The following is a 22,022-nucleotide window of genomic DNA, read 5'->3' on the forward strand; positions in this document are numbered from 1 at the left end:
ATGATGTCGACCAGTGAAGAGACCTGAGAACCCATGACCGCAGCTTACGCCGGCCTCTTCCTCGTCGCCTTCGGGGCAGCCACCGTCCTGCCGTTCCAGTCCGAGCCGTTGCTGGTGGGGCTGCTCGCTTCAGGCAAGTTTTCGCTCGTGGCACTTATCGTCGTGGCTAGCCTCGGCAATATCCTCGGAGCCGTATGCAATTGGTTCCTCGGGAGGTTCATCGATCGTTTTCACGACAGACCATGGTTCCCGGTGAAGGAGGCGTCGCTTGAAAGGGCAGGCGGATGGTACCGGCGTTACGGCCGCTGGACCCTGCTTCTCTCCTGGATGCCCGTTTTCGGCGACGCCTTCACCGTGATCGCCGGCGTCTTGCGCGAGCCGCTCTGGTCCTTCCTGATCCTCGTCGCCATCGCCAAGACGGGCCGATACGTCTTCCTTGCCGCGGCCACTCTCGGCGCCAAAGCCGTTCTCGGTTTCTGAGGCGCTCGCATTTGCTATATCCGGACGCCTCTCAGTCTCAGTGAATTGGCGATTACGCTGACCGACGAAAGGGCCATTGCCGCCGCTGCGATGATCGGTGAGAGCAGGAGGCCGAAGCTAGGATAGAGAATGCCTGCGGCGACGGGGACTCCCGCAGCGTTGTATATGAAGGCGAAAAACAGGTTCTGGCGGATGTTCTTCATCGTCGCATGGCTTAACTGCCGTGCCCGGGCGATTCCCTGAAGGTCGCCTTTGATCAGGGTCACGCCGGCGCTCTCGATTGCCACGTCCGTACCGGTCCCCATGGCAATGCCGACATCGGCCGCGGCGAGCGCGGGGGCGTCATTGACACCGTCTCCAGCCATGGCGACGATACGTCCGTGCTGGCGCAGGCGCGCGACGATTTCGCTTTTGTGATCCGGAAGCACTTCGGCCTCGACTTCTTCGATCCCGAGTTTGCGTGCGACGGCTTTGGCGGTGGTCTTGTTGTCCCCGGTGAGCATGACGACACGGATGCCCTCATTGATCAATGTTCGCATGGCATCGGGGGTTGTCGCCTTGATGGGATCGGAAATCGCGAAGAGACCGCCCGCGCGGCCGTCGATGGCCACGAAAATGACGGTTGCTCCTTCGCCGCGAAGACGTTCGGCTTCTTCCGCAAGGGCTGACACATCGACGCTTTCTTCTTCCATGATCCGGTGGCTGCCGATGATCAGCTTCCGGCCATCGACCGAACCCGTGACGCCTTTGCCGACCGGGCTGTCGAAATCCTCCGCCTTGCCGAAGGTTAGACCGCGCGCCGCCGCGGCGTCGACGATTGCGTCTGCCAGCGGGTGCTCACTCCCCCTTTCGAGGCTTGCGGCCAATTGGAGAAGCTCATTCTCGCCCAGCCCTTCGGTCGCGACGATCGACGTCACCCTGGGCTTGCCCTCGGTGAGCGTTCCTGTCTTGTCGACCACCAGCGTATCTACTTTCTCGAACCGCTCCAGTGCCTCGGCATTCTTTATAAGCACGCCCAAACGCGCGCCGCGCCCTACGCCGACCATGATCGACATCGGTGTGGCGAGACCGAGGGCGCAGGGGCAGGCGATGATGAGCACCGCGACAGCAGCGACAAGGCCGTGAATGAATCGCGGCTCCGGTCCGAGCCACATCCAGGTGGCGAAGGCGGCGACGGCGGTCGCGATGACGGCGGGAACGAACCAGCCGGAGACCTCGTCGGCCAGACGCTGGATAGGGGCGCGCGAGCGCTGCGCTTCGCCTACCATCCGCACGATCCGCGACAGCATGGTATCGCGTCCCACCTTGCCCGCCTCCATGACGAAGCCACCCGTCTTGTTCACGGTGCCGCCTATAAGGTGATCGCCGGCTTCCTTGGTGACCGGCATGGATTCGCCGGTGATCATCGACTCGTCCACCGAACTGCGGCCTTCGATGAGCTTGCCGTCTACAGGCACTTTCTCGCCCGGCCGCACGCGCAGCCAGTCACCGACGGCCACGGTTTCCAGGGGTACGTCCACTTCGTTACCCTCACCTTCGATGCGGCGAGCGGTCTTGGGCGCAAGGTCGAGCAACGCTCTTATGGCGCCGCCCGTCTGTTCGCGGGCGCGCAGCTCCAGAACCTGGCCGAGCAGGACCAGCACCGTAATCACGGCAGCCGCTTCGAAATAGACCGCAACCGCTCCGCCGTCGGAACGGTACGTTGCCGGAAACTGGCCCGGCGCTGCTGTTGCGACGACGCTGTAGACCCAGGCAGCTCCAGTGCCCATGGCGATCAGCGTGAACATGTTCAGGTGCCGCGCTATGATGGACCGCCATGCCCTTTCGAAGAACGGCCAGCCACCCCACAGGACCACCGGCGTGGCAAGGACGAGCTGCAGCCAATTCGACATTTGCGGCGTGAGGAGCATGTGTAGATCGACGAGATGGCCGCCCATCTCCAGTATCAGCACAGGCATTGCCAGGACGAGACTGATCCAGAACCGCCGACGCATGTCGGCGAGTTCCGGGCTCGGTCCTGTTTCATTAGTCGCGATTTCCCGCTCCAGCGCCATGCCGCAGATCGGGCAGTTCCCGGGGCCGACCTGTCTTACCTGCGGATGCATGGGGCAGGTGTAGATCGCGTCCTCTGCCTGAGCGGCGACCGCGCGCTTTTGCGTGCGGGCCTGGTTCTCGCCTTGCGCATTATGGCGGTGATGGTGGTGTCGATCCCCATGATCTTTTTGATCTGCCATCGAAGTCTCCATTCCGAGTTGGACGCTATTTCAGCGACGCGACGCCGAAGCGGGGATTGACCTCGGTATTCACCCGGGCGGACCCGTTCGCGATTTCTTCGATGATCGGGCAGTCCGGCCGATCGTCGCCGTGACAATGGCCCGCGAGATGCTTGAGCGTCCGCGTCATTTCCTGGATGGCGGCTATCTTGCGTTCCAGTTCCGCGATGTGTTCCAGGGCGACCGCCTTGACGTCGGAACTCGCCCTGGACCGATCGCGCCAGAGGGCAAGCAGTTCCTTGATCTGCTCCACCGAAAACCCCAGATCGCGTGCCCGGCGCACGAAGCGAAGCGTATGGACGTCGTTGTCGCCGTAAGTCCGATAGCTGGACGCGGTTCGAAGGGCGGGACTGATAAGCCCGATCTGTTCGTAGTAGCGGATCATTTTGGAGGAGACGCCGCTGGCCTTGGAGGCTTCGCCGATATTCATGTGTTTCTCCTTTTCTGCGGGCGTGGCTTACGGCCGGCCGGTCGCCCTCGCACCTGCGCCTTCATGCCGGGTTGACCGATTTCAGCCGCAAAGCATTGCCGAGGACGAAAACGCTCGACATCGCCATGGCCGCTGCCGCGAAAATCGGCGAAAGCAGGATGCCATTCACCGGGTAAAGCACGCCGGCTGCGACCGGTATGAGACTGACGTTGTAGGCGAATGCCCAGAACAGATTCTGTTTGATGTTCAGGATCGTCGCCTTGCTGAGCGCGATCGCCTTCGCAACGCCGTTCAAGTCGCCGGACATCAGCACGACGTCGGCGCTTTCTATCGCGATGTCGGTACCCGTCCCGACGGCGATGCCGACATCCGCTTCGGCGAGAGCCGGCGCATCATTGATGCCGTCGCCGATGAACGCGACCGAGCGGCCGTCGTGTCGAAGCTTTCTGATCGCCTCGACCTTGCCTTCCGGCAAGACCTCGGCGACGACCTCGTCAATGCCGAGCTTTCTGGCGATCGCCTCGGCAGTGAGGCGGTTGTCACCGGTGATCATCGCCACTTTGAGGCCGAGCTCATGCAGGGACTTGATCGCCTGAGGCGTCGTTTCCTTGACCGGATCCGACACTGCGATGATCGCCGCCAGCCGCCCGTCGATGGCCGCATAGAGCGGCGACTTGCCACTGGCGCCGAGCCGCTCGGCCTCGGTCGAGAAACCGGAAACGTCGATCCCGCTCGTGGCGAGCGCTCGGTCCGCGCCGACCAGCACCTGCCGCCCGGACACCGATCCGCTTACGCCAAAGCCGGGCGTCGCTTCGAAGCCGGCGACCGCGGCCGTCGCGATCCCCTTGGACTTTGCCGCCGACACGATGGCCTCCGCGATCGGATGCTCGGAAAGCGTTTCGAGACTCGCGACGAGGAAGAGCACTTCGTCGGCCTCGAAGCCCTCTGCAGCGACGAGGTCGGTCAGTTCCGGGCGGCCCTTCGTCAAAGTCCCGGTCTTGTCGAGCGCGACCACGTCGGCGTCGCGCAGGCTCTGGAGAGCCTCTCCCTTGCGGAACAGGATGCCGAGTTCGGCGGCGCGGCCGGTACCGACCATGATCGAGGTCGGGGTCGCCAGGCCCATCGCACAGGGGCAGGCGATGATCAGGACCGCGACAGCATTCACGAGGGCGAATGAGAGCGCAGGCGAGGGGCCGAAGGCGTACCAGGCGGCAAAAGTCAGCACGGCTGCGAGAATCACGGCCGGAACGAACCATCCGGTAACCCTGTCGACCTGGGCCTGGATCGGCAGCTTCGAGCCTTGGGCGGCTTCGACCAGTTTGATGATCTGCGCAAGCAGCGTGTCGTTGCCGACCTTGGTGGCCTTGAAGGTGATGGACCCGGTCTTGTTGATCGTGCCGCCGACCACCGCGCTGTCGGCCGTCTTCCGGATGGGAAGGGGTTCACCGGTGATCATCGACTCGTCGACATAGGAGCTGCCGTCGATGACCGTGCCGTCCACGGGGATCTTCTCACCGGGCCTAATGCGGATGACGTCACCGGCCACGACCTCGCTGATTTGCGCCTCGACGAATTCGCCGCCGCGCAGCACGAAAGCCGTTTTCGGCTGCAGGCCGACGAGCCGCTTGATCGCCTGACTCGTGCGACCCTTCGCCCGTGCTTCGAGATAGCGGCCGAGGAGGATCAGGGTGACGATCACGGCAGCGGCCTCGTAATAGACATTCGCCGTTCCCGAAGGCAGAACGCCGGGGCTGAAGGTCGCCACGACCGAATAACCCCATGCGGCGGTGGTCCCGAGGACGACCAGCGAGTTCATGTCGGGCGTCCAGCGCAGAAGGTTCGGCACGCCCTTCCGGAAGAACCGCAGCCCCGGTCCGAAGAGGACGAACGTGGCGAGTGCAAACTGAAGGTACAGATTGTTTCGCATGCCGATCGTACCCATGATCAGCTCATGGACGCCTGGAATGAAATGTGACCCCATTTCGACCAGGAAAAGCGGAAGGGTCATCAGCGCCGAGATCGTCACGGCGTATCTGAGAGAGCGGAGCTCGGTGGCGCGGTGATCCTCTTCGCCTGCCGAAGCCTCGGCGGCCTTCGTCTTGCGAAGCTCGTATCCGGCACCGCGGACTGCAGCTTCGAGGGCGGACATGTCGACGGTTCCGGAAAGCAGGCGCACGGTCGCCTTCTCCGTCGCAAGATTAACGGCCGCATCCGCAACGCCTGGGACGGCCTTCAACGCCTTCTCTACGCGAGAAACACAGGAGGCGCAGGTCATGCCTTCGATCTGGAGTTCCTCGGTGGCGATCCTCGGCGCGTAGCCGGCTTTCTCGATCGCGCGGAGCACCGCAGGCGTGTCCGGCTCTCCATCGAACCGAACCGTTGCCCGTTCCGTCGCCAGGTTGACATTCGCAGAGGCCACACCCGGCACCGCGGTGATCGCCTCTTCGACGCGTCGGACGCAGGAGGCACACGTCATGCCCTCAATGCCGAAGTCGGTGGGAATCGGAAGCGGTGTGGATTTTTCGATCTTTTTCAGTGCAGTCATCGGAAGGTCCTTTCCAAACTGCACCCTTCATAATCCTTCCAATAATGGGAAGGTCAAGCACCTTTGCGTGTTTTCTTCCCTCCACGGCAAGCAGCAGCGGGAGTGCCTAGGGTCTTCGGCTCGGAAGGACGTCGTATCAAATACTTGGAGCGGTTCGGTGAAACACCGAACCGCTCCAACCTCCGGCCTTACGGGGCATTCAGATGCCTTGGCTGCAGCAGGCATTGCCAATGGACGCCTTGTAACCGGCATTCTCAATGGCGGCGACAAAGGCAGCGGGACCAATGTCGGACTCGATCGATGCGATTTTCGCCCGGAGATCAACGGTGACCTTGGCGTTCGGATCGACTGATTTCACCGCCTTTTCGACGGTGCCGGCGCAGTGGCTGCAGGTCATATCGGATATGCTGATATCGTACATGGAACACCCTTGCTTCACGAAACCGCCACAGCATGCATCTTCCAACGATGTCAGGGTCAAGGGAGCGCCCGGACTTTATTTTCGGGCGCTACGGCCCGTTCACCGCCACTTCAGCGGTGTTGCCGCTTCCCGCCAGCCGTTGCCCTCCATGCAAGGGTCGGCTGGCCGGCATTCATCTGCGACAGCGGCAAGCCAGCCGGGGTGCTGACATCGAACTTGCGCGCAGCCCTTATCATCCGGGCCGCCCCGAATGGCCGCTGGCTTCATTCGACGACGCAATCGTCAGCCTTCGCGGCGGCTGTCTGCTCGCCTGACTGCTGAGCTTCGGCATCCTGCTGCGACGTGGCGAGGTTCTCGTCTCCTCCGCCCTGTTGGTTAGCCAGAGGCATCGTCTGACCGTCCTTGCTCGCAGCATTGTTCCCGGTTTCCAGCGGGGCTTTGGTTCCGTCCTTTGCTATCCCCGGCTTTTCGGCATTGATGGAGGCGGTGGTGTCCGCCGAAGTACCATCTTTGCAGGCGGCCGTGGCTGTACCGGATGCGAGGCCCGCAATCGAAATTGCCGTAAGGATCGTAGCGAGTACCTTCATTGTAATCTCCTTTATCTCGGAAGCAGATGTGTGAAAACCAATCGGCAGGCCGATCGTTCCATCGCTTGCGCGGACCAGGGATTTAAAGCTCAGGAAGCGTGATCTCACTTCGGACTTGCCGATCCGCGTCAGGTCGGCTACGCATCAATTTGATTATTGTAGGAAGATTGAAATATGGAAGAGCGACAAGCCCGATCGTCCTTCGCCGCCCTGTCGCAGGAGACGCGCCTGGGAATTGTGAGAACACTCGTCGTTGCGGGGCCGGGGGGCATGGCTGCGGGCGCGATAGCAGAAAAGATGGGCGTCTCGCCCTCGAACGTCTCCTTCCACCTGAAGGAACTGGAACGGACCGGATTGATCGCGCAGAGGCGCGAATCACGCTCGATCGTCTACAGCGCCAGCTACGAAACCCTTGCCGATCTTGTGAAGTTCCTGATGGAGGACTGTTGTGTCGGACACGCCAGCGTACGTGCATCCTTGAACGGGCCCAAACCGTGTAGCGTGGCATCCTCCGGGCCGGCCGAAGGCGGGAACGGCTGATATGAAGTCCGGGATCCCCGCGGGCATCGTCGCCGCACTCGGCCTCACCCAGATCATCGGCTATGGCACGCTCTATTACAGCTTCAGCATTCTAGCGCCCGGAATGGCACGCGACCTCGGCCTGACCGTCGAGCAAGTGTTCGGCGTGTTTTCCGCTTCGCTGCTGGTGGGTGGCCTTTCGGCTCCTCTCGTTGGGGGATGGATGGATCGGTTCGGCGCCGCGACGATTATGACTTCCGGCTCGGCCGTCTCCGCTCTGGCTCTTTTGCTGTGCGCCTGGTCTCCCTCGACGGCCGTGTTCGCCATTGCCATAGTCCTCCTGGAAGTGGCCTCCGGCATGGTGCAATATCAGGCGGCCTTTGCGGCACTTGTGGAAATTCGCCCCAAGGCGGCTTCACGCAGCATCACCTATCTGACGTTGATCGGAGGCTTCGCTTCGACGATCTTCTGGCCGATTGCCGCAACCCTTGGAGAGTTTCTCTCGTGGCGCGAAATCTACATCGCTTATGCGGCGTTGAACCTGCTCGTCTGCCTCCCGCTGCATCGCTGGATCATGCGAAGCCGGACGTCTGCAGCGATCGAATCTGCCGGCCTGGACCGGGAAGCGATTGCCGGCGCGCTTCCGGCACAGGCCAGACGGCGTGGCATGCTTCTCGTATCGTTAGCCTTTGCCCTACAGGGATTCACGCTTTCCGCGATACTGACGCATATGGTTCCGATGCTGGGAACGATCGGCTTCGGTGCGGCAGCCGTGATGATCGGCTCGCTCTTCGGACCGTCGCAGGTTCTGAGCAGGCTCATCAACATGACGTTCGGCGCAAACTTGCTGCCGCCCATGCTCGCGACCCTGTCCGCCACGCTCATCGTAGCGGGTGTCGTCATCCTCGGTCTTTCCGGAACCTGGCTGCCCGGGGCTGTGGTCTTCGCGATCTGTCTCGGTCTCGGATCGGGCATCAACAGCATTGCGCAGGGATCGCTTCCGCTCTGGCTGTTCGGATCGGCCGGTTACGGTGCGATAACGGGAAGAATGGCCGCCGCACGGCTGGCGGCGGGCGCGATGGCACCCTTTGTCTTCTCCGTCCTGATGGAACGTTTCGGCACTGATGTCGCCTTGTTGGCCAATGCCGGCCTCGGCGCGGTCGGCATGGGCGCCTTCGTGGCGGTGGCATCGGCCGCCAAGCGTCGGCCGGATGCTCTCACTCTTTGACGCTGCGTTGCCTCAGCCGGGTTCGGAGTCGACTGAGGTTCAGTCGGTGAACTCGGCGACCACCCCCGGCTTGACCATCGCCGCCAGTTCCTCGGCGTCCCAGTTCGTCAGACGAACGCACCCGTGTGACTGGGCTTTATCGATCAAGGACGGTTCGGGCGTGCCGTGGATTCCATAGGTGGGCTCCGTCAGATCGATCCAGACGGTTCCCACCGGATTGTTGGGGCCTTTGGGAAGGGTCAGGGGCTTGTTGTTGTCGCCCTGCTTGAAGTTGACATCGGGGTCGTATTCGTAAGGGGGCATTCGCGCGACCCCCTTGACCTTGTGGATGCCCGTGGGGGAGGGGGTCCCTTCGCTGCCGATGGAGGCGGGATAGGCAGCGAGCGGCGAACCATCTTCGGCGAATGCCAGAACTTGCCCCGTTCGTTTGCGCACTTCTATCCTTTTGACCGCGCCTTCCTTCGCGGCGCCGGGCTTTGCAACCCAAACCGTCTCCCCGACGGCAAACGACGCACCTGGATTCAGCGCCTTCAGAAGGTCGACGTCCATGTGAAACCGTTCGGACAACCTCTCCTCGACGCTCGTATAGCCGAGGTGATCCATCTTGGCCTGCTTGGAATAGTCGTCGGGAATCTCATCGACGAGATCCTTGGCATCCTCTTTGGTGATGACATAGGACTGGATGACAGGCTGATCCTGCGAAAGCCGGCTGACGACTTCAGGGTCCAGCCTTCCATCGACGGGAAGACGTTGCATGGCCTCGAATCCCGCAACGGCCTTGGTTACATTCTCGCCGTAGTAGCCGTCGATTACCCCGGGAGAGGCCCCCGCGCGATCCAAGAGGATCTGGAGATGGACGATGGCGGGATCCGGGTGAGGCGGCTCTTTCGGCGGCCGTTCCGGTGCGATCGCGGCAATCGGCGCATTGTTGACGGCTTCCGGCTGAAGGTCTTCAGCGCTGGCGGTGGAATGGAGGCCCAATGACAGGGCGGTTGCGACAAGGATGATGTTCTTCATGAACATCAAATGGCCAGCCGGCCCGACTTGTTCCGCCCGCTGATTTCCTTGCCCTCGGCAGTGGATGCGGCGTGCCTCTTGCACGCCGCACGGGCGCAAGGCCGTCAGAGCGCCGCTTTTATCTTCTCGGCGGCTTCAGGCGAGACCCACTTCGACCACATGTCTTCGTTCTCTTCGAGGAAGCGCTTCGCACCTTCTTCACCGCTGGCCTGATTGTCGGTCATCCAGGCCATGAGCTGGCTGACGGTATCGTTGCTCCAGGAGCGCTTGGTCAGATAGTCCATGACCTCGGGACCGACCCGCTCGGAGAAGGGCTTGGCAACCAGCGTCACGATCGTGTCGACCGGCCATGCATTCGGCTTGGGGTCGGGGCAATCCGCTACGGTGTTGCAGCGCTTCCATTCGGCCGCGTCATGGGGCACGCCGGGGTCCAGCTTGACCATCTTGTATTTGCCGAGCAGGGCGGTAGGAGACCAGTAATAGGTAAGAAGACCCTCCTTGCGTTCATAGGCCTTGGCGATGGCCCCGTCCAGGCCGGCAGCAGAGCCGCTGTCGACCAGGGTGAAGCCCGCCTTCTCGCCGTCGAACGCGCTGAAAAGCTGCGTCGTCACCACCGTGCCGCCCCAGCCTTGCGGTCCGTTCAGGATCGCGCCCTTGCTGGGGTCCTCGGGGGCCGGAAAGAGCTCGGGGTGCTTCAGCGCGTCGCCGATCGTCTTGATGTCGGGGTGTGCGTCGGCGAGGTATTGGGGGATCCACCATCCCTGGACGCCGCCGTCGGGCAGCGGTGAGCCGACTGTGATGATACGACCGTCGTCCTGGCCCTTCTTGACGACATCGGGCAGGAGGTCGATCCACGCCTCCGGCGCGATATCGGGCTGGCCCTTTTCGGCCATGGAGGTGATCGTCGGCACGGTGTCGCCGATCGTGATCTCGGCACTGCAGCCGTAGCCTTCATTGAGAATGAACTTGTCCAGGTTGGAGAGGACCTCGGCACTCTGCCAGTTCATGCTGGCAATGGTGACGCTCCCGCACTCGGCGGCATTCGACGCCGATGCTCCTACGATGAGGCCAAGCATCAGACATGTCGACGCAAGCAGCTTTCTCATTACACTGTTCCCTCTTCTTTTTTTGCGGCGTCTTATCGGAAGAGCAGGGTGCCGCGTCTGCCCGCTCCTGCCTCGCTCGTTCTTTATCGCCCTCTATCGCTATCCGGAGTAGCCGTGCCGGGCGAAGAAGCGATCAAGCTCTCTCTGCTCCGGAGCTTGTCCGGTGAAGATCTCCACATATTCCGGAATGCGCTTCATCCGCACGGATACGTCTTCCTTCGTCTGCATCGAGATGTAGCCGATCTGCACGAGATAAATCGTGCGCGCACGCACATCGGCCCGCGCCTCGCCATGCCCGAACCGCAGGAACATGCGCGTGAGCGCGTCGAGTCGCTGCTGATCGGCGCTTTGGACTTCCGCAAGAATTTCAGGCGACTGCAGGGCCCAGCTTCGCACCGCGAACTCGAACTGAGAATCGAAGAGACCGCCATCAAGCCAGCAGTCGAAAACGTTGAGCATCGCTTCGGCAATCGTCTCGGCATAGGCCTCGGACTGTCTTACCAGATTGCCCGTGTTCTTTTCGCGCCAGCGCGAGACGAGCCTGTCGAGCAGTTCCTCGCGGTCCTTGAAAAACCAGTAAAAGCTCGTCCGCGACAGATTGAGCTTCTTCGCAAGCGGCTGGATCTTCACCGCATCAATGCCGGCATCGAGCAGGGATTCGTAGGCTGCTCCAAGCCAGACATCCGGGGAACCGCGCCAGCCGCTGTCGCTCGTGATGTGCTCCATCGTCGCTATTTAGCAGATCGACGGGTACCCCCGCAAGAAAAATGTACATCAGTGTCTCCGACCCTGACTTCAATGCCTGATTTGTTGACACATGTGTACATTTTCACTTACGCTGCCGCCACGTCCAAGCCGGAGCCCCGCAAATGCCGAACGATCCCCTCCTTCAACCGTACCAGCTGAAGCACCTGACGCTGCGCAACCGCATCATCGTAACGGCGCACGAGCCGGCCTATCCGGAGGACGGCATGCCGAAGGAGCGCTATCGCGCCTATACGGTGGAGCGCGCGCGGGGCGGCGTGGCGATGACGATGACCGCCGGTTCGGCGGCCGTCTCGAAGGACAGCCCGCCGGTCTTCAACAATCTGCTTGCCTACAAGGACGAGATCGTGCCGTGGATCAGGGAGATGACCGACGCCGTGCACGAGGAGGGGGCGGCGATCATGATCCAGCTCACTCATCTCGGCCGGCGCACGCGGTGGGACAAGGGAGACTGGCTCCCGGTCGTCGCTCCCTCGCATCATCGCGAAGCGGCGCATCGCGCCTTTCCCAAGAAGATCGAAGACTGGGACATCGACAGGATAATCAAGGATTTTGCCGATGCGGCCGAGCGCATGAAGGCCGGCGGCATGGACGGCGTCGAGCTCGAGGCCTACGGTCACCTCATCGACCAGTTCGCCTCGCCATTGACGAACGAACTCGATGGTCCTTACGGCGGCTCGCTCGACAACCGCATGCGCTTCTGTTTCGACGTTCTGAAGGCGATCCGGGCACGTGTCGGAGACGAGTTCATCCTGGGCGTGCGATACACGGCCGATGAATGCCTTCCCGGGGGGACGGACAAGGCGGAAGGTCTTGAGATCTCGAAACGTCTCAAGGGAAGCGGACTTATCGACTACCTGAACATCATTCGCGGCCATATCGATACCGACCCAGGACTGACGGATGTGATCCCTATTCAGGGCATGGCCAATTCGCCGCATCTGGACTTCGCCGGCGAGATCCGCGCAGCGACGAATTTCCCGACCTTCCATGCGGCGAAGATCCCCGACGTCGCGACCGCGCGCCATGCGATTGCGTCCGGCAAGGTCGACATGGTCGGGATGACCCGCGCCCACATGACCGACCCGCACATCGTCCGTAAGATCATCGAGAAGCGGGAGGACGACATTCGCCCCTGCGTAGGCGCGAACTACTGTCTGGACCGCATCTACCAGGGGGGCGCCGCCTATTGCATCCACAATGCTGCGACCGGACGCGAGCTGACGATGCCGCACAGCATCGCGAAGGCATACTGTCGCAGGAAAGTGGTCATCGTCGGGACCGGACCGGCCGGTCTCGAGGCGGCACGCGTGGCGGGGGAGCGTGGCCACGAGGTGGTTGTGTTCGAGGCGGCAAAAGATCCCGGCGGCCAGGTCCGCCTGACTGCGCAAAGCCCGCGCCGGCGGGAAATGATCAGCATCATCGACTGGCGCATGAGCCAGTGCGAAAAGCTGGGCGTCACCTTCCATTTCAATACATGGGCGGAAGCGGAGGCTATTCAGGCGGAAAATCCTGACGTCGTCATCATCGCCACCGGCGGGCTTCCGCATACGGAGGTGCTGTCGAGGGGCAACGAGCTGGTCGTGTCGGCGTGGGACATTATTTCCGGCGATGTGAAGCCGGGCACCAACGTCCTGATTTTCGATGACGCCGGCGACCACGCCGCTCTGCAGGCCGCCGAATTTCTCGCCAATGCCGGCGCAAGAGTGGAGATCATGACGCCCGACCGCTCCTTCGCGCCGGAGGTCATGGCGATGAACCTCGTGCCTTACATGCGTTCCCTGCAGAAGCTCGATGTGACCTTTACCGTCACCTACCGTCTGGAAGCGGTCGAAAAGAGCGGCAATCAACTGGTCGCCCATGTCGGCAGCGACTACGGGGGTATCTCCAAACAGCGGACCTTCGACCAGGTGGTCGTCAATCACGGAACCATCCCGCTCGACGATCTGTACTTCGAGCTGAAGCCCTCCTCCAGCAATCTGGGCGAGATCGCGCACGACCAGCTGATCGCCGGGGAACCGCAATCGGTCGTCCGCAACGCGGAGGGCAAGTTCCAGCTCTTCCGGATCGGCGATGCGGTCGCGGCGCGCAACACCCACGCCGCGATCTACGACGCCCTCCGCCTTCTCAAGGATATCTGACGCCAGGCAGATCCACCGGCGTGTTCGCACCTTGAGGCGGGGACTGGAATCTCTCCCTTGCCTCATCTGTGCTCGTCACAGGGATGAGAGCAGCGCCGCGTCCGCGGCGCGGGAAGCGTTCTTTCAGCCCAAGGACTTTGGTCTGGCTGGATTCCTGTGACAAGCACAGGAATGAGGAAACCAAACAAGCCGCGGCGGCTGTTCCAAATCTCAATAGGCCTTGGCGCGGGAGACGCAAGTGCCCTTTCAACGCCGGAAATCAGTGAATGTTGAATTCGCCATCCACCTGCCGCCACTCGTTCGGCCCGATCAACCGTTTGTGGGTGAACCGCACGGAGTGGAGCGGCCCGTCCAGATTGGTCTGCCAGAAATCGAGGAACTTTCGCATCTGGGGAAATTCCGGTGCGACGTCGTAATCCTGCCAGACATAGGTCTGCAGGACGGATTCGAAGTCGGGAATGCGGTAGAGGATATGCGCGGTCGTGAGACCGTAACCGTTGAGCTGGCGCTCGAGATCCGATGAAAATCGCATACTTCATCTCCGTTACATATCATTCGCCGGCTCCCCGCTGATCCTGCGAGGCCCCCGGCATGACCTTAACGTCACAACGAAAATTCAGGTTCCTTTCCAGTCTGTTAGCAGCCGCGTCGAAGCGCTGCTGATTTTTTTGCGGGGACCTCTTGAAATCCATTTTTTGCCCAACCAGATCAACCCGCGCGAAGTGCTCGAACGAGGCTTCGCACCCGTCCGGATTGGTCATCCGGTCCGGGATGGGGAACAAGATCATCAATGTTTGTCCATGGAGGAAAACATGGCGTTTCGACCGCTTCATGATCGTATTCTCGTCCGCCGCGTCGAGTCCGAAGAGAAGACCAAAGGCGGCATCATTATCCCCGACACTGCCAAGGAAAAGCCCCAGGAAGGCGAAGTCATCGCTGTAGGTCCTGGCGCGCGCAGCGAACAGGGTCAGATCCAGCCGCTCGACGTCAAGGTGGGCGATCGCATCCTGTTCGGCAAGTGGTCCGGCACCGAGATCAAGATAGATGGCGAAGATCTGCTGATCATGAAGGAAAGCGATGTCATGGGAATCATCGAGGCCCAGGCCGCCGAGAAGATAGCCGCCTGAAAATGCGAAGATACAGTCAACAAGCTGCCTATTGAGGAGTGAAGAAATGGCTGCGAAGGAAGTCAAATTTCAGACCGACGCACGCGAGCGCATGCTGCGTGGTGTCGATGTGCTGGCCAATGCCGTAAAGGTAACCCTCGGCCCGAAGGGCCGTAACGTCGTCATCGACAAGTCGTTCGGTGCGCCGCGGATCACCAAGGATGGCGTCTCCGTCGCCAAGGAAATCGAACTCGAGGACAAGTTCGAGAATATGGGCGCGCAGATGCTGCGCGAAGTCGCATCCAAGACCAACGACCTTGCCGGGGACGGAACGACGACCGCGACCGTGCTCGCACAGGCAATCGTCCGGGAAGGTGCCAAGGCCGTCGCCTCCGGCATGAACCCGATGGATCTGAAGCGCGGCATCGATCTCGCAGTCGATGCGGTCGTGAAGGAATTGAAGAACAACGCCAGGAAGATCTCCAAGAATTCCGAGATCGCCCAGGTCGGCACCATTTCCGCGAACGGCGACACTGAGATCGGACGCTATCTTGCCGAGGCCATGGAGAAGGTCGGCAATGAAGGGGTGATCACGGTCGAGGAGGCCAAGACGGCCGAGACTGAACTCGAGGTCGTCGAGGGCATGCAGTTCGACCGCGGCTATCTCTCGCCCTATTTCATTACCAATCAGGACAAGATGCGCGTGGAACTGGAGGACCCCTATATCCTCATCCACGAAAAGAAGCTCTCGAACCTGCAGGCCATGCTGCCGGTGCTCGAAGCCGTCGTCCAGTCCGGCAAACCGCTCCTTATCATCGCCGAGGATGTGGAAGGCGAGGCGCTCGCCACCCTCGTGGTCAACAAGCTGCGCGGCGGCCTCAAGGTTGCGGCCGTCAAGGCGCCCGGCTTCGGCGACCGCCGCAAGGCCATGCTGGAAGACATCGCCATCCTGACCGGCGGTACCGTCGTCTCGGAAGACCTCGGCATCAAGCTTGAAAGCGTCACGCTAAACATGCTCGGCCGGGCCAAGAAAGTCTCGATCGAAAAGGAGAACACCACCATCGTCGACGGTGCGGGTTCCAAGGCCGAGATCGAGGGCCGTACCACGCAGATCCGCGCCCAGATCGAGGAAACGACCTCCGACTACGATCGCGAGAAGCTGCAGGAGCGCCTTGCCAAGCTCGCCGGCGGCGTCGCGGTGATCCGCGTAGGCGGCTCTACCGAAGTCGAGGTGAAGGAAAAGAAGGACCGCGTCGACGACGCCTTGCATGCGACGCGGGCGGCAGTCGAGGAAGGGATCCTGCCCGGCGGTGGCGTCGCATTGCTGCGGGCGGTCAAGGCTCTCGACGGCCTTGAGACCGCCAACAACGATCAGCGCGTCGGGGTCGATCTCGTGCGCCGCGCTATCGAAGCCCCCGTTCGCCAGATTGCGGAAAACGCCGGAGCCGAGGGCTCTATCATCGTCGGCAAGCTGCGCGAGAAGGCGGAGTTCTCCTATGGCTGGAATGCCCAGACCAACGAATATGGCGATCTCTATGCCATGGGCGTCATCGACCCGGCCAAGGTCGTCCGCACCGCGCTTCAGGACGCAGCGTCGGTCGCCGGTCTTCTCGTTACGACCGAAGCCATGATCGCAGAAAAGCCCAAGAAGGAAGCTGCACCGGCGCTTCCGGCGGGCGGCGGCATGGACTTCTAAGCGATCGGTCAGGCCCGCCCTTGCCCTCGGGGGCGGGCCTCCCTTCCGGGCGGAAACATACTTTCCCTCATACCGCTCGAACGTATCGGAGGACTGCAATTTCTCCTCTTCTTCATCTCTCTGTGCTTGTCACGGAGATGAGAGCCGCGCCAACGTCTGCGGCGCGGGAAGCGTTCTTTCGGCCCAGGGTCGCCCCGATCTAGTCCTGGTTCCGGAACGCCGCCTCTCCGGCGTCCGACACCTCGACCCACTTCTTGTCCGGCTCGGCGTCTTTGACGTAGCTGTCGTGCCAGTTCCACCACTTGTAGGTCGGGGTCTGCGGATAGCCCTCGGGCGAATCCTCCCAGACTTCCTGCCGGCCGAGCGGCGTGATGTCGAGGTAGTTCCACGTGCTGCCCATCTGCTCGTCGCCGCGATTATTGATGAAGTAGGTACGGAAAACGCGGTCGCCGTCGCGATAGAACACGTTCGTGCCGTGCCACTCGTCCACCCCGAAATCGGCGTCGAAGCTGTCTGTCACGGTAAACCACGGGATTTGCCATCCCATGCTCGCCTTCAGCCGGGCGATGTCCGCCTGGGGCGCCCGCGAGACGAAGACGAGGGTTGTGTCACGGGCGTTCAGGTGGGCGAGGTGCGCCACCTGATCGGCCACCATGGAGCAGCCTCTGCAGGCGTGGTCGGGCCAGCCGAAAACGCCCGGTTCGAAGAAGGCGCGGTAGACGATCAGCTGACGGCGACCGTCGAACAGGTCGACGAGGCTGACCTTCCCCGCAGGGCCTTCGAACGCATATTCCTTCTCTACAGCCATCCATGGCATCCGCCGGCGCTCGGCGGCCAGCGCGTCGCGCGCCCGGGTCAGTGCCTTTTCCTTGACGAGGAGCTGCTCGCGCGCAGCCTCCCAGGCCTGCGGCGGGACGACGGGTGGCGTGTGCATCGGTTTCGTCATGGCTCGGCACCTCCAGTTTGTGCGCTTTGGCAATCTGTACGCATTGGCGCCTCTCGGAGGCGCGATCCCGACCACGCCATCGCCTGGCTGTCGGGCTTGAAGTAGTTTGGCACCGGGACGCCGGTGGTGGGAGTAACAAGTGTGGCGCCATTCCATCGGAGCTGCTGGCGGCCGCGTGGCATTCCGACATATCGCGCGAGATTCCCTGGACATGTCGATCGAGCGGGACTGACCTAGATTACGTTGGTGCATTGGAAGAACGTGGCCGCGAATGATCGTATTCCTGGATTTCGAAGCATCGTCTCTGAACAAGAAAAGCTTCCCCATCGAGGTCGCCTGGGTCTTCCAGGACGGCCGCTCGCGTTCCTATCTGATACGGCCGGCTCCGGATTGGATCGACTGGTCCGCCGAAGCCGAGGAAGTCCATGGCATATCGAGGGATCTGCTTCGGGCGGAGGGGCTCCCCGTCGCGTTCATCGCCGAAGAAATGATCCGTGAGCTTGCCGGACACCAGCTCTATGCCAGCGCACCCTCCTGGGACGGCAAATGGCTGAGCGTGCTGTTGAGAGCCGCCGGGCTGCCAAGGCACGCTCTACGGCTGAAAAGGTCCGACGAGGCCTTCCTCGATGCGGCACGGCGCAAGATGGGCGAGAGGTTTTCGGATAAGGAGATATCGGACCTGGTCCTCGGCGTCATCGGCGCAACCGGACCGTCGCCCGTCCATAGAGCGCTTCCCGATGCGCGCCTCGAGCTGGATCGATTGAGGCTGGTCGCCGAGGCGGCGGCGGAGCGTGCCGGATCGGTGTAGCTCGTGCTCGCGTCCTCGAGTTTACGGCGCAGCGGCGGCTTTACATTTCTTTACATTCGCCCAGAACGGTCGAAACGTTGTCGAGTTAGCTTTTCTCCATCGCAGCAGGTGCTGCGGAGCAAAGGAGACTGGCAATGGACAACGAAGAAAAGGACCTGTCGGGCCTGGGCGCCGGCAAAGCCGTTTCGAAAGGATGGGGACGGCACGCGGCAATCGGCGGCCTCGCAGCCGTCGCGGCCGTCAGCGCGGTGGGATTTGCAGCCGCGCGCAGCGACGATTTCGGCTTCGGCATGGGCCGTTTCGGCATGGGCGGCCATGTAATGCAGACGCATATGGGAGGTGGCGGCTTTATGGAACACCGGATCGGCACCATGCTCGACGAGCTCGATGCGACACCCGAACAGGAAGACAAGCTTTGGGACATCATCGATAATGCCCGCGCCGAGATCAGGCCGACTTTCCGGGACTTCCGCGAGACGCGGGAGGAGGTTATCGAGCTCCTCGGCGCGCCGAGCATCGACCGGGCCGCCGCCGAGAAACTTCGCAGCGAACGCATTGCAGCCATCGACGAGGCCTCACGCAAGATGACGACCGCGCTGCTCGACGCGGCCGAAGTGCTGACGCCGGAGCAGCGCGTCAAGCTCGTCAAGCATTTGAAAGAGCGCAGGGGCCACGGCAGGTGGTAAATATGAGTCGGGCAGAAGATTGAGCGGAGCGCAGGGATGGCGGAACGGGTCTTGATTGTTGACGACGACACGCGCCTGTCCGCCATGCTCTCCGACTATCTCTCCGGAAACGGCTACACCGTCGATACCGCGGCGACCGCCACGGCGGGCATCGCCGAGCTCGGGCGCCGCAACCCTGACGTCGTCATCCTCGACGTCATGCTGCCGGATTTCGACGGCTTCGAGACCTGCCGACGCATACGCGCGGTATCGGACGTCCCCATCCTGATGCTCACGGCCAAAGGCGAGGAGACGGATCGCATCGTCGGGCTGGAGCTCGGGGCTGACGATTATCTGCCCAAGCCCTTCAATCCGCGCGAGCTTCTGGCACGGCTGAAGGCTATTCTGCGCCGCCGAAACGGCAGCGCCGCGGTTACGCGGTCCCTTCGCTTCGGACGGCTGGAGATCGATCCCGGTTCTCGCTCCGTCAGGATCGACGACCGCGAGTGTACGCTGACGAGCTACCAGTTCGACCTGCTTGTGGCCCTCGCCGAAAATCCCGGCCGCACGCTCTCGCGCGAACAGTTGATGGATGCGGTCAAGGGCGAGGAGCTGGATGCTTTCGACCGCTCGATCGACGTTCACATCTCGCGCATCAGGGCGGCCATCGAGAGCGACCCCAAGCATCCGAAGCGCATCATAACAGTGCGCGGCGCCGGCTATGTCTTCGCCCGCTATCAGGACGATATGAGATAGAGCGATGCGCAGCCGGCTGTTCCTGAAAATCTACCTGACACTGCTCGCGAGCCTTGCTGCGGTTGCCGTCGCCAGCGCCGCATTCGTATGGCTCGGGCAGGGCGAGGAGGAATCCGGTTGGGAAAGCCAGCGCGCCCGGTTCGTCGCCGCGCTCATTCCGCCCGACATGGACAACCGGACCGTCGAGGCGACCATTGAGCGGTTTTCACGCACCTTCAATGCCGACATTGCCGTATTCGACCGGCACGGCAGGCTGATCGCAAGCGCCGGCAGTCCGCTTCCGCGCGACACCCTCGACCAGCCTTGGCACCACGGCCCGGGCAATTTTCACACCATGGTGACCGAACTGCCCGACGGCCGTACCGTGGCAGCGCGCATGGAGCGGCCCTTGCGTCCCTCCGGCCGCAATCCGCTCGCCTACCTGGTTTTGATCGCCGGTGTCATCGGGATGGCCGCCTATCCGGTGGTGCGTCACCTGACCCGCCGGCTGGAGCAGCTGCGCGTGGGCGTGGATGCCTGGGGCAAGGGCAATCTAGTGGCTCGCGTGCCGGAAGACGGCAGCGACGAGGTGGCGGCGGTGGCCAAGAGCTTCAACAGAGCCGCCGACCATGTCGAGCGGCTGATCAAGTCGCACCGGGCGTTGCTCGCCAATGCCAGCCATGAATTGCGCTCGCCGCTTGCGCGCCTGCGCATGGCGATTGACCTCTATGAGCAGGCGCCGAACGACGATCGTAAGCAGGAAATCATCCGTAATCTTTCCGAGCTGGACACGCTGATCGAGGAGATCCTCCTGGCAAGCAGGCTGGACCACGTCGAGAAGCTCGATGCGCTGGAGTCCGTCGACCTTCTGGCTCTCGTCTCGGAAGAGGGCGCGCGCAACGATGTCGAGGTTTCCGGAATGCCTGCGATCGTCGCAGGCGATGCTCGCCTGCTTCGCAGGCTCGTGCGCAACCTCCTGCAGAACGCGCTGCACCACGGCGGTCCACCTGTCACAGCCGCTGTCGCGCCGGCGGACGGTGCTGCGATCCTCAGGGTCCGCGATCACGGGCCCGGCATAGCGGATAGCGAGAGGCACCGCGTTTTCGAGCCATTCTACCGCCCTTCGGGACGGAGCGAGGCTGCGGGCGGCTGGGGTTTGGGACTGGCGCTGGTGCGCCAGATCGCCGAACGTCACGGCGGCGCCGTCCGCTACGAAGCTCCGCCGGACGGTGGCGCCTGCTTCGTCGTGACGCTGCCGGTGCAAAGCAGGCCTGCGAGGGATCGGTAAGGCGCCGGGGTCACCGCCGCGTGCAAACTTCGGAGAGAGGGGCAGGACACTCTTTTCGAAAGCTTGGGGCACCTCGACGCGGCAGTTGGAATGCGGCAAAGTGGCGATGCACGTTTATGTGCAAAGTCGCGTCACGCGCCGTTAACCGCCTCGTGCAAGTACACGCTGCCGCCAACACAAGCCGACACTTCACCAAACTGTATGTTTTGCAAATATTCGAGCAATGCTAGCGTCCGCGAAGCTTGGATTAGCTGTAGATTGAAGAAGAGAGGACGGCCATGGGCGGGAAAGCGCTTGCGGATACGACGGCCCACATTCGGCGTTTGCAGCGAGGCCTGGCGCCGCCTGTGGCCCCGGAGGCGTTTTCAGGCGACACGCGGCTGGTCGGCCGGTGGCGGAACCAGCCGTTCGAATATGATCTGCCGCCCCTGAGGGATCACGTCATCTCGGCCACCTATGCGGGCGCCGGTATCGCCTCGGCGAAAATTGACGGGAAGACCATTTCTGCTCCCGCAAGACCGGGCATGATAACGATAGGGGTGAGGGGACATGATGGCCGTTGGCGGGCGGACGGTTCCGTGGAGGTCTCGAATATCTTTCTGGGCCACAGCCGCCTTCACGCTTGTGCCGATCAGATCGGAAATGGCCGGGAGCCAGAGTTGGTCGACCGCGTGCACTTCGACGACCCGAAACTGTTCACGATTATGGCGCTGATCAACGACGAGATCGGTTCGGGAGACGCGATCTCCCACTTGTACATCGATCAGCTCCTCGACCTTGTCTGTCTTCAGCTCCTCAGGGCTCATTCCGCAACTTCAATGCCTATCTCGCCTGGACCACAGCGTGGTCTTTCGGGTTGGCAGGTCAAGCGCGTCACCGGCTATATGCGCGAGAATATGGCGGAGGATATCCGAATTCAGGAACTGGCGGACCTGGTAAACTTGAGCCGATTCCACTTCTGTACGGCCTTCCGTATGGCCACCGGACAGACGCCATACGGATGGTTGACTCGCCAGCGCATCGCCTACGCCAAGACGCTGCTGGGAGATATGAAGCTGCGCGTCAACGATATCGCTCTGGCCGTGGGCTATGAAACACAATCCGCTTTTGCCGCTAGCTTTCGAAAAGCGGTGGGGATCACACCGACCGAGTTTCGCCGTCGGCTCTGACAGGCTTGCACCGGTCTCATCGGCGGAATGCCTCAGCGATGCCTGTATTTGCGCAGCTTGACGGCTGATGGCTGACTCACGCCGCAGTCCTTGATCG

21 protein-coding genes are annotated in these 22,022 nt (G+C 62.2%); 11 read left to right on the top strand and 10 right to left on the bottom strand.

Going from position 1 to position 22,022, the window contains the following annotated elements; all coding sequences use genetic code 11:
* The first annotated feature begins 33 nt into the window (after positions 1-33).
* Positions 34-480, top strand: coding sequence for a YqaA family protein (locus ACFHWW_RS21805; RefSeq protein WP_018099151.1), 447 nt, complete (start codon positions 34-36; stop codon positions 478-480).
* Positions 481-494: 14 nt separating this feature from the next.
* Here the strand turns inward: ACFHWW_RS21805 and ACFHWW_RS21810 are convergent, their stop codons facing one another.
* From ACFHWW_RS21810 to ACFHWW_RS21830, 5 genes are all read right to left on the bottom strand, one after another.
* On the bottom strand, positions 495-2,714 hold the full coding sequence (locus ACFHWW_RS21810; RefSeq protein ID WP_324763734.1) for a copper-translocating P-type ATPase: 2,220 nt from the start codon (positions 2,712-2,714) through the stop codon (positions 495-497).
* 25 nt (positions 2,715-2,739) lie between these two features.
* Positions 2,740-3,183, bottom strand: a complete 444-nt coding sequence (cueR, locus tag ACFHWW_RS21815; protein WP_026169068.1) for a Cu(I)-responsive transcriptional regulator — start codon at positions 3,181-3,183, stop codon at positions 2,740-2,742.
* A gap of 61 nt (positions 3,184-3,244) precedes the next feature.
* The gene (locus tag ACFHWW_RS21820; protein ID WP_379940767.1) at positions 3,245-5,728 is read right to left on the bottom strand and encodes a heavy metal translocating P-type ATPase; all 2,484 of its coding nucleotides are present in this window, start codon (positions 5,726-5,728) and stop codon (positions 3,245-3,247) included.
* Between the two features lie 199 nt (positions 5,729-5,927).
* Entirely contained in the window at positions 5,928-6,149 is a 222-nt protein-coding gene (locus tag ACFHWW_RS21825) for a heavy-metal-associated domain-containing protein (RefSeq protein WP_324764626.1), read from the bottom strand.
* A gap of 263 nt (positions 6,150-6,412) precedes the next feature.
* Entirely contained in the window at positions 6,413-6,736 is a 324-nt protein-coding gene (locus tag ACFHWW_RS21830; protein WP_018099156.1) for a hypothetical protein, read from the bottom strand.
* Positions 6,737-6,910: 174 nt separating this feature from the next.
* Here ACFHWW_RS21830 and ACFHWW_RS21835 point away from each other — a divergent pair, with 174 nt between their 5' ends.
* Both ACFHWW_RS21835 and arsK read left to right on the top strand, forming a co-directional pair.
* Complete coding sequence (locus ACFHWW_RS21835) at positions 6,911-7,276, top strand: helix-turn-helix transcriptional regulator (protein ID WP_100670321.1); 366 nt, start codon at positions 6,911-6,913, stop codon at positions 7,274-7,276.
* Between the two features lies 1 nt (position 7,277).
* The gene (arsK, locus tag ACFHWW_RS21840; RefSeq protein WP_102764473.1) at positions 7,278-8,483 is read left to right on the top strand and encodes an arsenite efflux MFS transporter ArsK; all 1,206 of its coding nucleotides are present in this window, start codon (positions 7,278-7,280) and stop codon (positions 8,481-8,483) included.
* 39 nt (positions 8,484-8,522) lie between these two features.
* Here the strand turns inward: arsK and ACFHWW_RS21845 are convergent, their stop codons facing one another.
* The 3 genes from ACFHWW_RS21845 to ACFHWW_RS21855 all read right to left on the bottom strand — a co-directional run bounded on the left by ACFHWW_RS21845 (position 8,523) and on the right by ACFHWW_RS21855 (position 11,332).
* A complete protein-coding gene (locus tag ACFHWW_RS21845; protein WP_324763732.1) occupies positions 8,523-9,506 on the bottom strand; it encodes a L,D-transpeptidase in 984 nt (327 codons plus the stop codon).
* Between the two features lie 98 nt (positions 9,507-9,604).
* Positions 9,605-10,606, bottom strand: a complete 1,002-nt coding sequence (locus ACFHWW_RS21850; RefSeq protein ID WP_379940770.1) for an ABC transporter substrate-binding protein — start codon at positions 10,604-10,606, stop codon at positions 9,605-9,607.
* Positions 10,607-10,705: 99 nt separating this feature from the next.
* Entirely contained in the window at positions 10,706-11,332 is a 627-nt protein-coding gene (locus ACFHWW_RS21855; RefSeq protein ID WP_018099161.1) for a TetR/AcrR family transcriptional regulator, read from the bottom strand.
* 143 nt (positions 11,333-11,475) lie between these two features.
* On the opposite strand from ACFHWW_RS21855, the gene ACFHWW_RS21860 reads away from it, so the two are divergent.
* Entirely contained in the window at positions 11,476-13,512 is a 2,037-nt protein-coding gene (locus ACFHWW_RS21860) for an FAD-dependent oxidoreductase (RefSeq protein WP_379940772.1), read from the top strand.
* A 259-nt stretch (positions 13,513-13,771) separates the two neighbouring features.
* Here the strand turns inward: ACFHWW_RS21860 and ACFHWW_RS21865 are convergent, their stop codons facing one another.
* Positions 13,772-14,044, bottom strand: a complete 273-nt coding sequence (locus tag ACFHWW_RS21865; RefSeq protein ID WP_018099163.1) for an usg protein — start codon at positions 14,042-14,044, stop codon at positions 13,772-13,774.
* Positions 14,045-14,324: 280 nt separating this feature from the next.
* Here ACFHWW_RS21865 and groES point away from each other — a divergent pair, with 280 nt between their 5' ends.
* Together groES and groL are read left to right on the top strand one after the other, a co-directional pair.
* Positions 14,325-14,639 carry a co-chaperone GroES gene (gene groES / locus ACFHWW_RS21870; RefSeq protein ID WP_026169069.1) on the top strand — a complete coding sequence of 105 codons (315 nt, stop codon included), beginning with the start codon at positions 14,325-14,327 and terminating at the stop codon, positions 14,637-14,639.
* Positions 14,640-14,685: 46 nt separating this feature from the next.
* A complete protein-coding gene (gene groL / locus ACFHWW_RS21875; protein WP_324763729.1) occupies positions 14,686-16,314 on the top strand; it encodes a chaperonin GroEL in 1,629 nt (542 codons plus the stop codon).
* Between the two features lie 199 nt (positions 16,315-16,513).
* On the opposite strand, the gene ACFHWW_RS21880 is transcribed toward groL, so the two are convergent.
* Positions 16,514-17,260 (bottom strand): thioredoxin family protein, encoded by a 747-nt coding sequence (locus ACFHWW_RS21880; RefSeq protein WP_018099166.1) that lies wholly within the window; start codon positions 17,258-17,260, stop codon positions 16,514-16,516.
* 271 nt (positions 17,261-17,531) lie between these two features.
* On the opposite strand from ACFHWW_RS21880, the gene ACFHWW_RS21885 reads away from it, so the two are divergent.
* The 5 genes from ACFHWW_RS21885 (at position 17,532) to ACFHWW_RS21905 (ending at position 21,925) form a co-directional block, all read left to right on the top strand.
* On the top strand, positions 17,532-18,068 hold the full coding sequence (locus ACFHWW_RS21885; RefSeq protein ID WP_379940775.1) for a transcriptional regulator: 537 nt from the start codon (positions 17,532-17,534) through the stop codon (positions 18,066-18,068).
* 134 nt (positions 18,069-18,202) lie between these two features.
* Positions 18,203-18,754 (top strand): Spy/CpxP family protein refolding chaperone, encoded by a 552-nt coding sequence (locus ACFHWW_RS21890; RefSeq protein WP_379940777.1) that lies wholly within the window; start codon positions 18,203-18,205, stop codon positions 18,752-18,754.
* A gap of 36 nt (positions 18,755-18,790) precedes the next feature.
* On the top strand, positions 18,791-19,489 hold the full coding sequence (locus tag ACFHWW_RS21895) for a response regulator (protein WP_275599098.1): 699 nt from the start codon (positions 18,791-18,793) through the stop codon (positions 19,487-19,489).
* A gap of 4 nt (positions 19,490-19,493) precedes the next feature.
* Positions 19,494-20,756, top strand: coding sequence for a sensor histidine kinase (locus tag ACFHWW_RS21900; RefSeq protein ID WP_379940779.1), 1,263 nt, complete (start codon positions 19,494-19,496; stop codon positions 20,754-20,756).
* 278 nt (positions 20,757-21,034) lie between these two features.
* Positions 21,035-21,925 (top strand): helix-turn-helix domain-containing protein, encoded by an 891-nt coding sequence (locus tag ACFHWW_RS21905; protein WP_379940781.1) that lies wholly within the window; start codon positions 21,035-21,037, stop codon positions 21,923-21,925.
* Positions 21,926-22,022: the final 97 nt, after the last annotated feature.

Origin of the sequence: Sinorhizobium sp. P24N7, assembly GCF_042436655.1 — a bacterium.
Classification (GTDB): Bacteria; Pseudomonadota; Alphaproteobacteria; order Rhizobiales; family Rhizobiaceae; genus Sinorhizobium; species Sinorhizobium meliloti_A.

Bases quoted from the DNA above. Each gene is read 5' to 3' on its own strand.
- groL (WP_324763729.1), top strand. From the start codon at position 14,686: ATGGCTGCGAAGGAAGTCAAATTTCAGACCGACGCACGCGAGCGCATG.
- ACFHWW_RS21835 (WP_100670321.1), top strand. From the start codon at position 6,911: ATGGAAGAGCGACAAGCCCGATCGTCCTTCGCCGCCCTGTCGCAGGAG.
- cueR (WP_026169068.1), bottom strand. From the start codon at position 3,183: ATGAATATCGGCGAAGCCTCCAAGGCCAGCGGCGTCTCCTCCAAAATG.
- ACFHWW_RS21805 (WP_018099151.1), top strand. From the start codon at position 34: ATGACCGCAGCTTACGCCGGCCTCTTCCTCGTCGCCTTCGGGGCAGCC.
- ACFHWW_RS21905 (WP_379940781.1), top strand. From the start codon at position 21,035: ATGGGCGGGAAAGCGCTTGCGGATACGACGGCCCACATTCGGCGTTTG.
- ACFHWW_RS21900 (WP_379940779.1), top strand. From the start codon at position 19,494: ATGCGCAGCCGGCTGTTCCTGAAAATCTACCTGACACTGCTCGCGAGC.
- ACFHWW_RS21860 (WP_379940772.1), top strand. From the start codon at position 11,476: ATGCCGAACGATCCCCTCCTTCAACCGTACCAGCTGAAGCACCTGACG.
- ACFHWW_RS21895 (WP_275599098.1), top strand. From the start codon at position 18,791: ATGGCGGAACGGGTCTTGATTGTTGACGACGACACGCGCCTGTCCGCC.
- groES (WP_026169069.1), top strand. From the start codon at position 14,325: ATGGCGTTTCGACCGCTTCATGATCGTATTCTCGTCCGCCGCGTCGAG.
- ACFHWW_RS21830 (WP_018099156.1), bottom strand. From the start codon at position 6,736: ATGAAGGTACTCGCTACGATCCTTACGGCAATTTCGATTGCGGGCCTC.
- ACFHWW_RS21825 (WP_324764626.1), bottom strand. From the start codon at position 6,149: ATGTACGATATCAGCATATCCGATATGACCTGCAGCCACTGCGCCGGC.
- ACFHWW_RS21890 (WP_379940777.1), top strand. From the start codon at position 18,203: ATGGACAACGAAGAAAAGGACCTGTCGGGCCTGGGCGCCGGCAAAGCC.
- ACFHWW_RS21820 (WP_379940767.1), bottom strand. From the start codon at position 5,728: ATGACTGCACTGAAAAAGATCGAAAAATCCACACCGCTTCCGATTCCC.
- ACFHWW_RS21855 (WP_018099161.1), bottom strand. From the start codon at position 11,332: ATGGAGCACATCACGAGCGACAGCGGCTGGCGCGGTTCCCCGGATGTC.
- ACFHWW_RS21885 (WP_379940775.1), top strand. From the start codon at position 17,532: ATGATCGTATTCCTGGATTTCGAAGCATCGTCTCTGAACAAGAAAAGC.
- ACFHWW_RS21865 (WP_018099163.1), bottom strand. From the start codon at position 14,044: ATGCGATTTTCATCGGATCTCGAGCGCCAGCTCAACGGTTACGGTCTC.
- ACFHWW_RS21845 (WP_324763732.1), bottom strand. From the start codon at position 9,506: ATGTTCATGAAGAACATCATCCTTGTCGCAACCGCCCTGTCATTGGGC.
- arsK (WP_102764473.1), top strand. From the start codon at position 7,278: ATGAAGTCCGGGATCCCCGCGGGCATCGTCGCCGCACTCGGCCTCACC.
- ACFHWW_RS21880 (WP_018099166.1), bottom strand. From the start codon at position 17,260: ATGACGAAACCGATGCACACGCCACCCGTCGTCCCGCCGCAGGCCTGG.
- ACFHWW_RS21810 (WP_324763734.1), bottom strand. From the start codon at position 2,714: ATGGCAGATCAAAAAGATCATGGGGATCGACACCACCATCACCGCCAT.
- ACFHWW_RS21850 (WP_379940770.1), bottom strand. From the start codon at position 10,606: ATGAGAAAGCTGCTTGCGTCGACATGTCTGATGCTTGGCCTCATCGTA.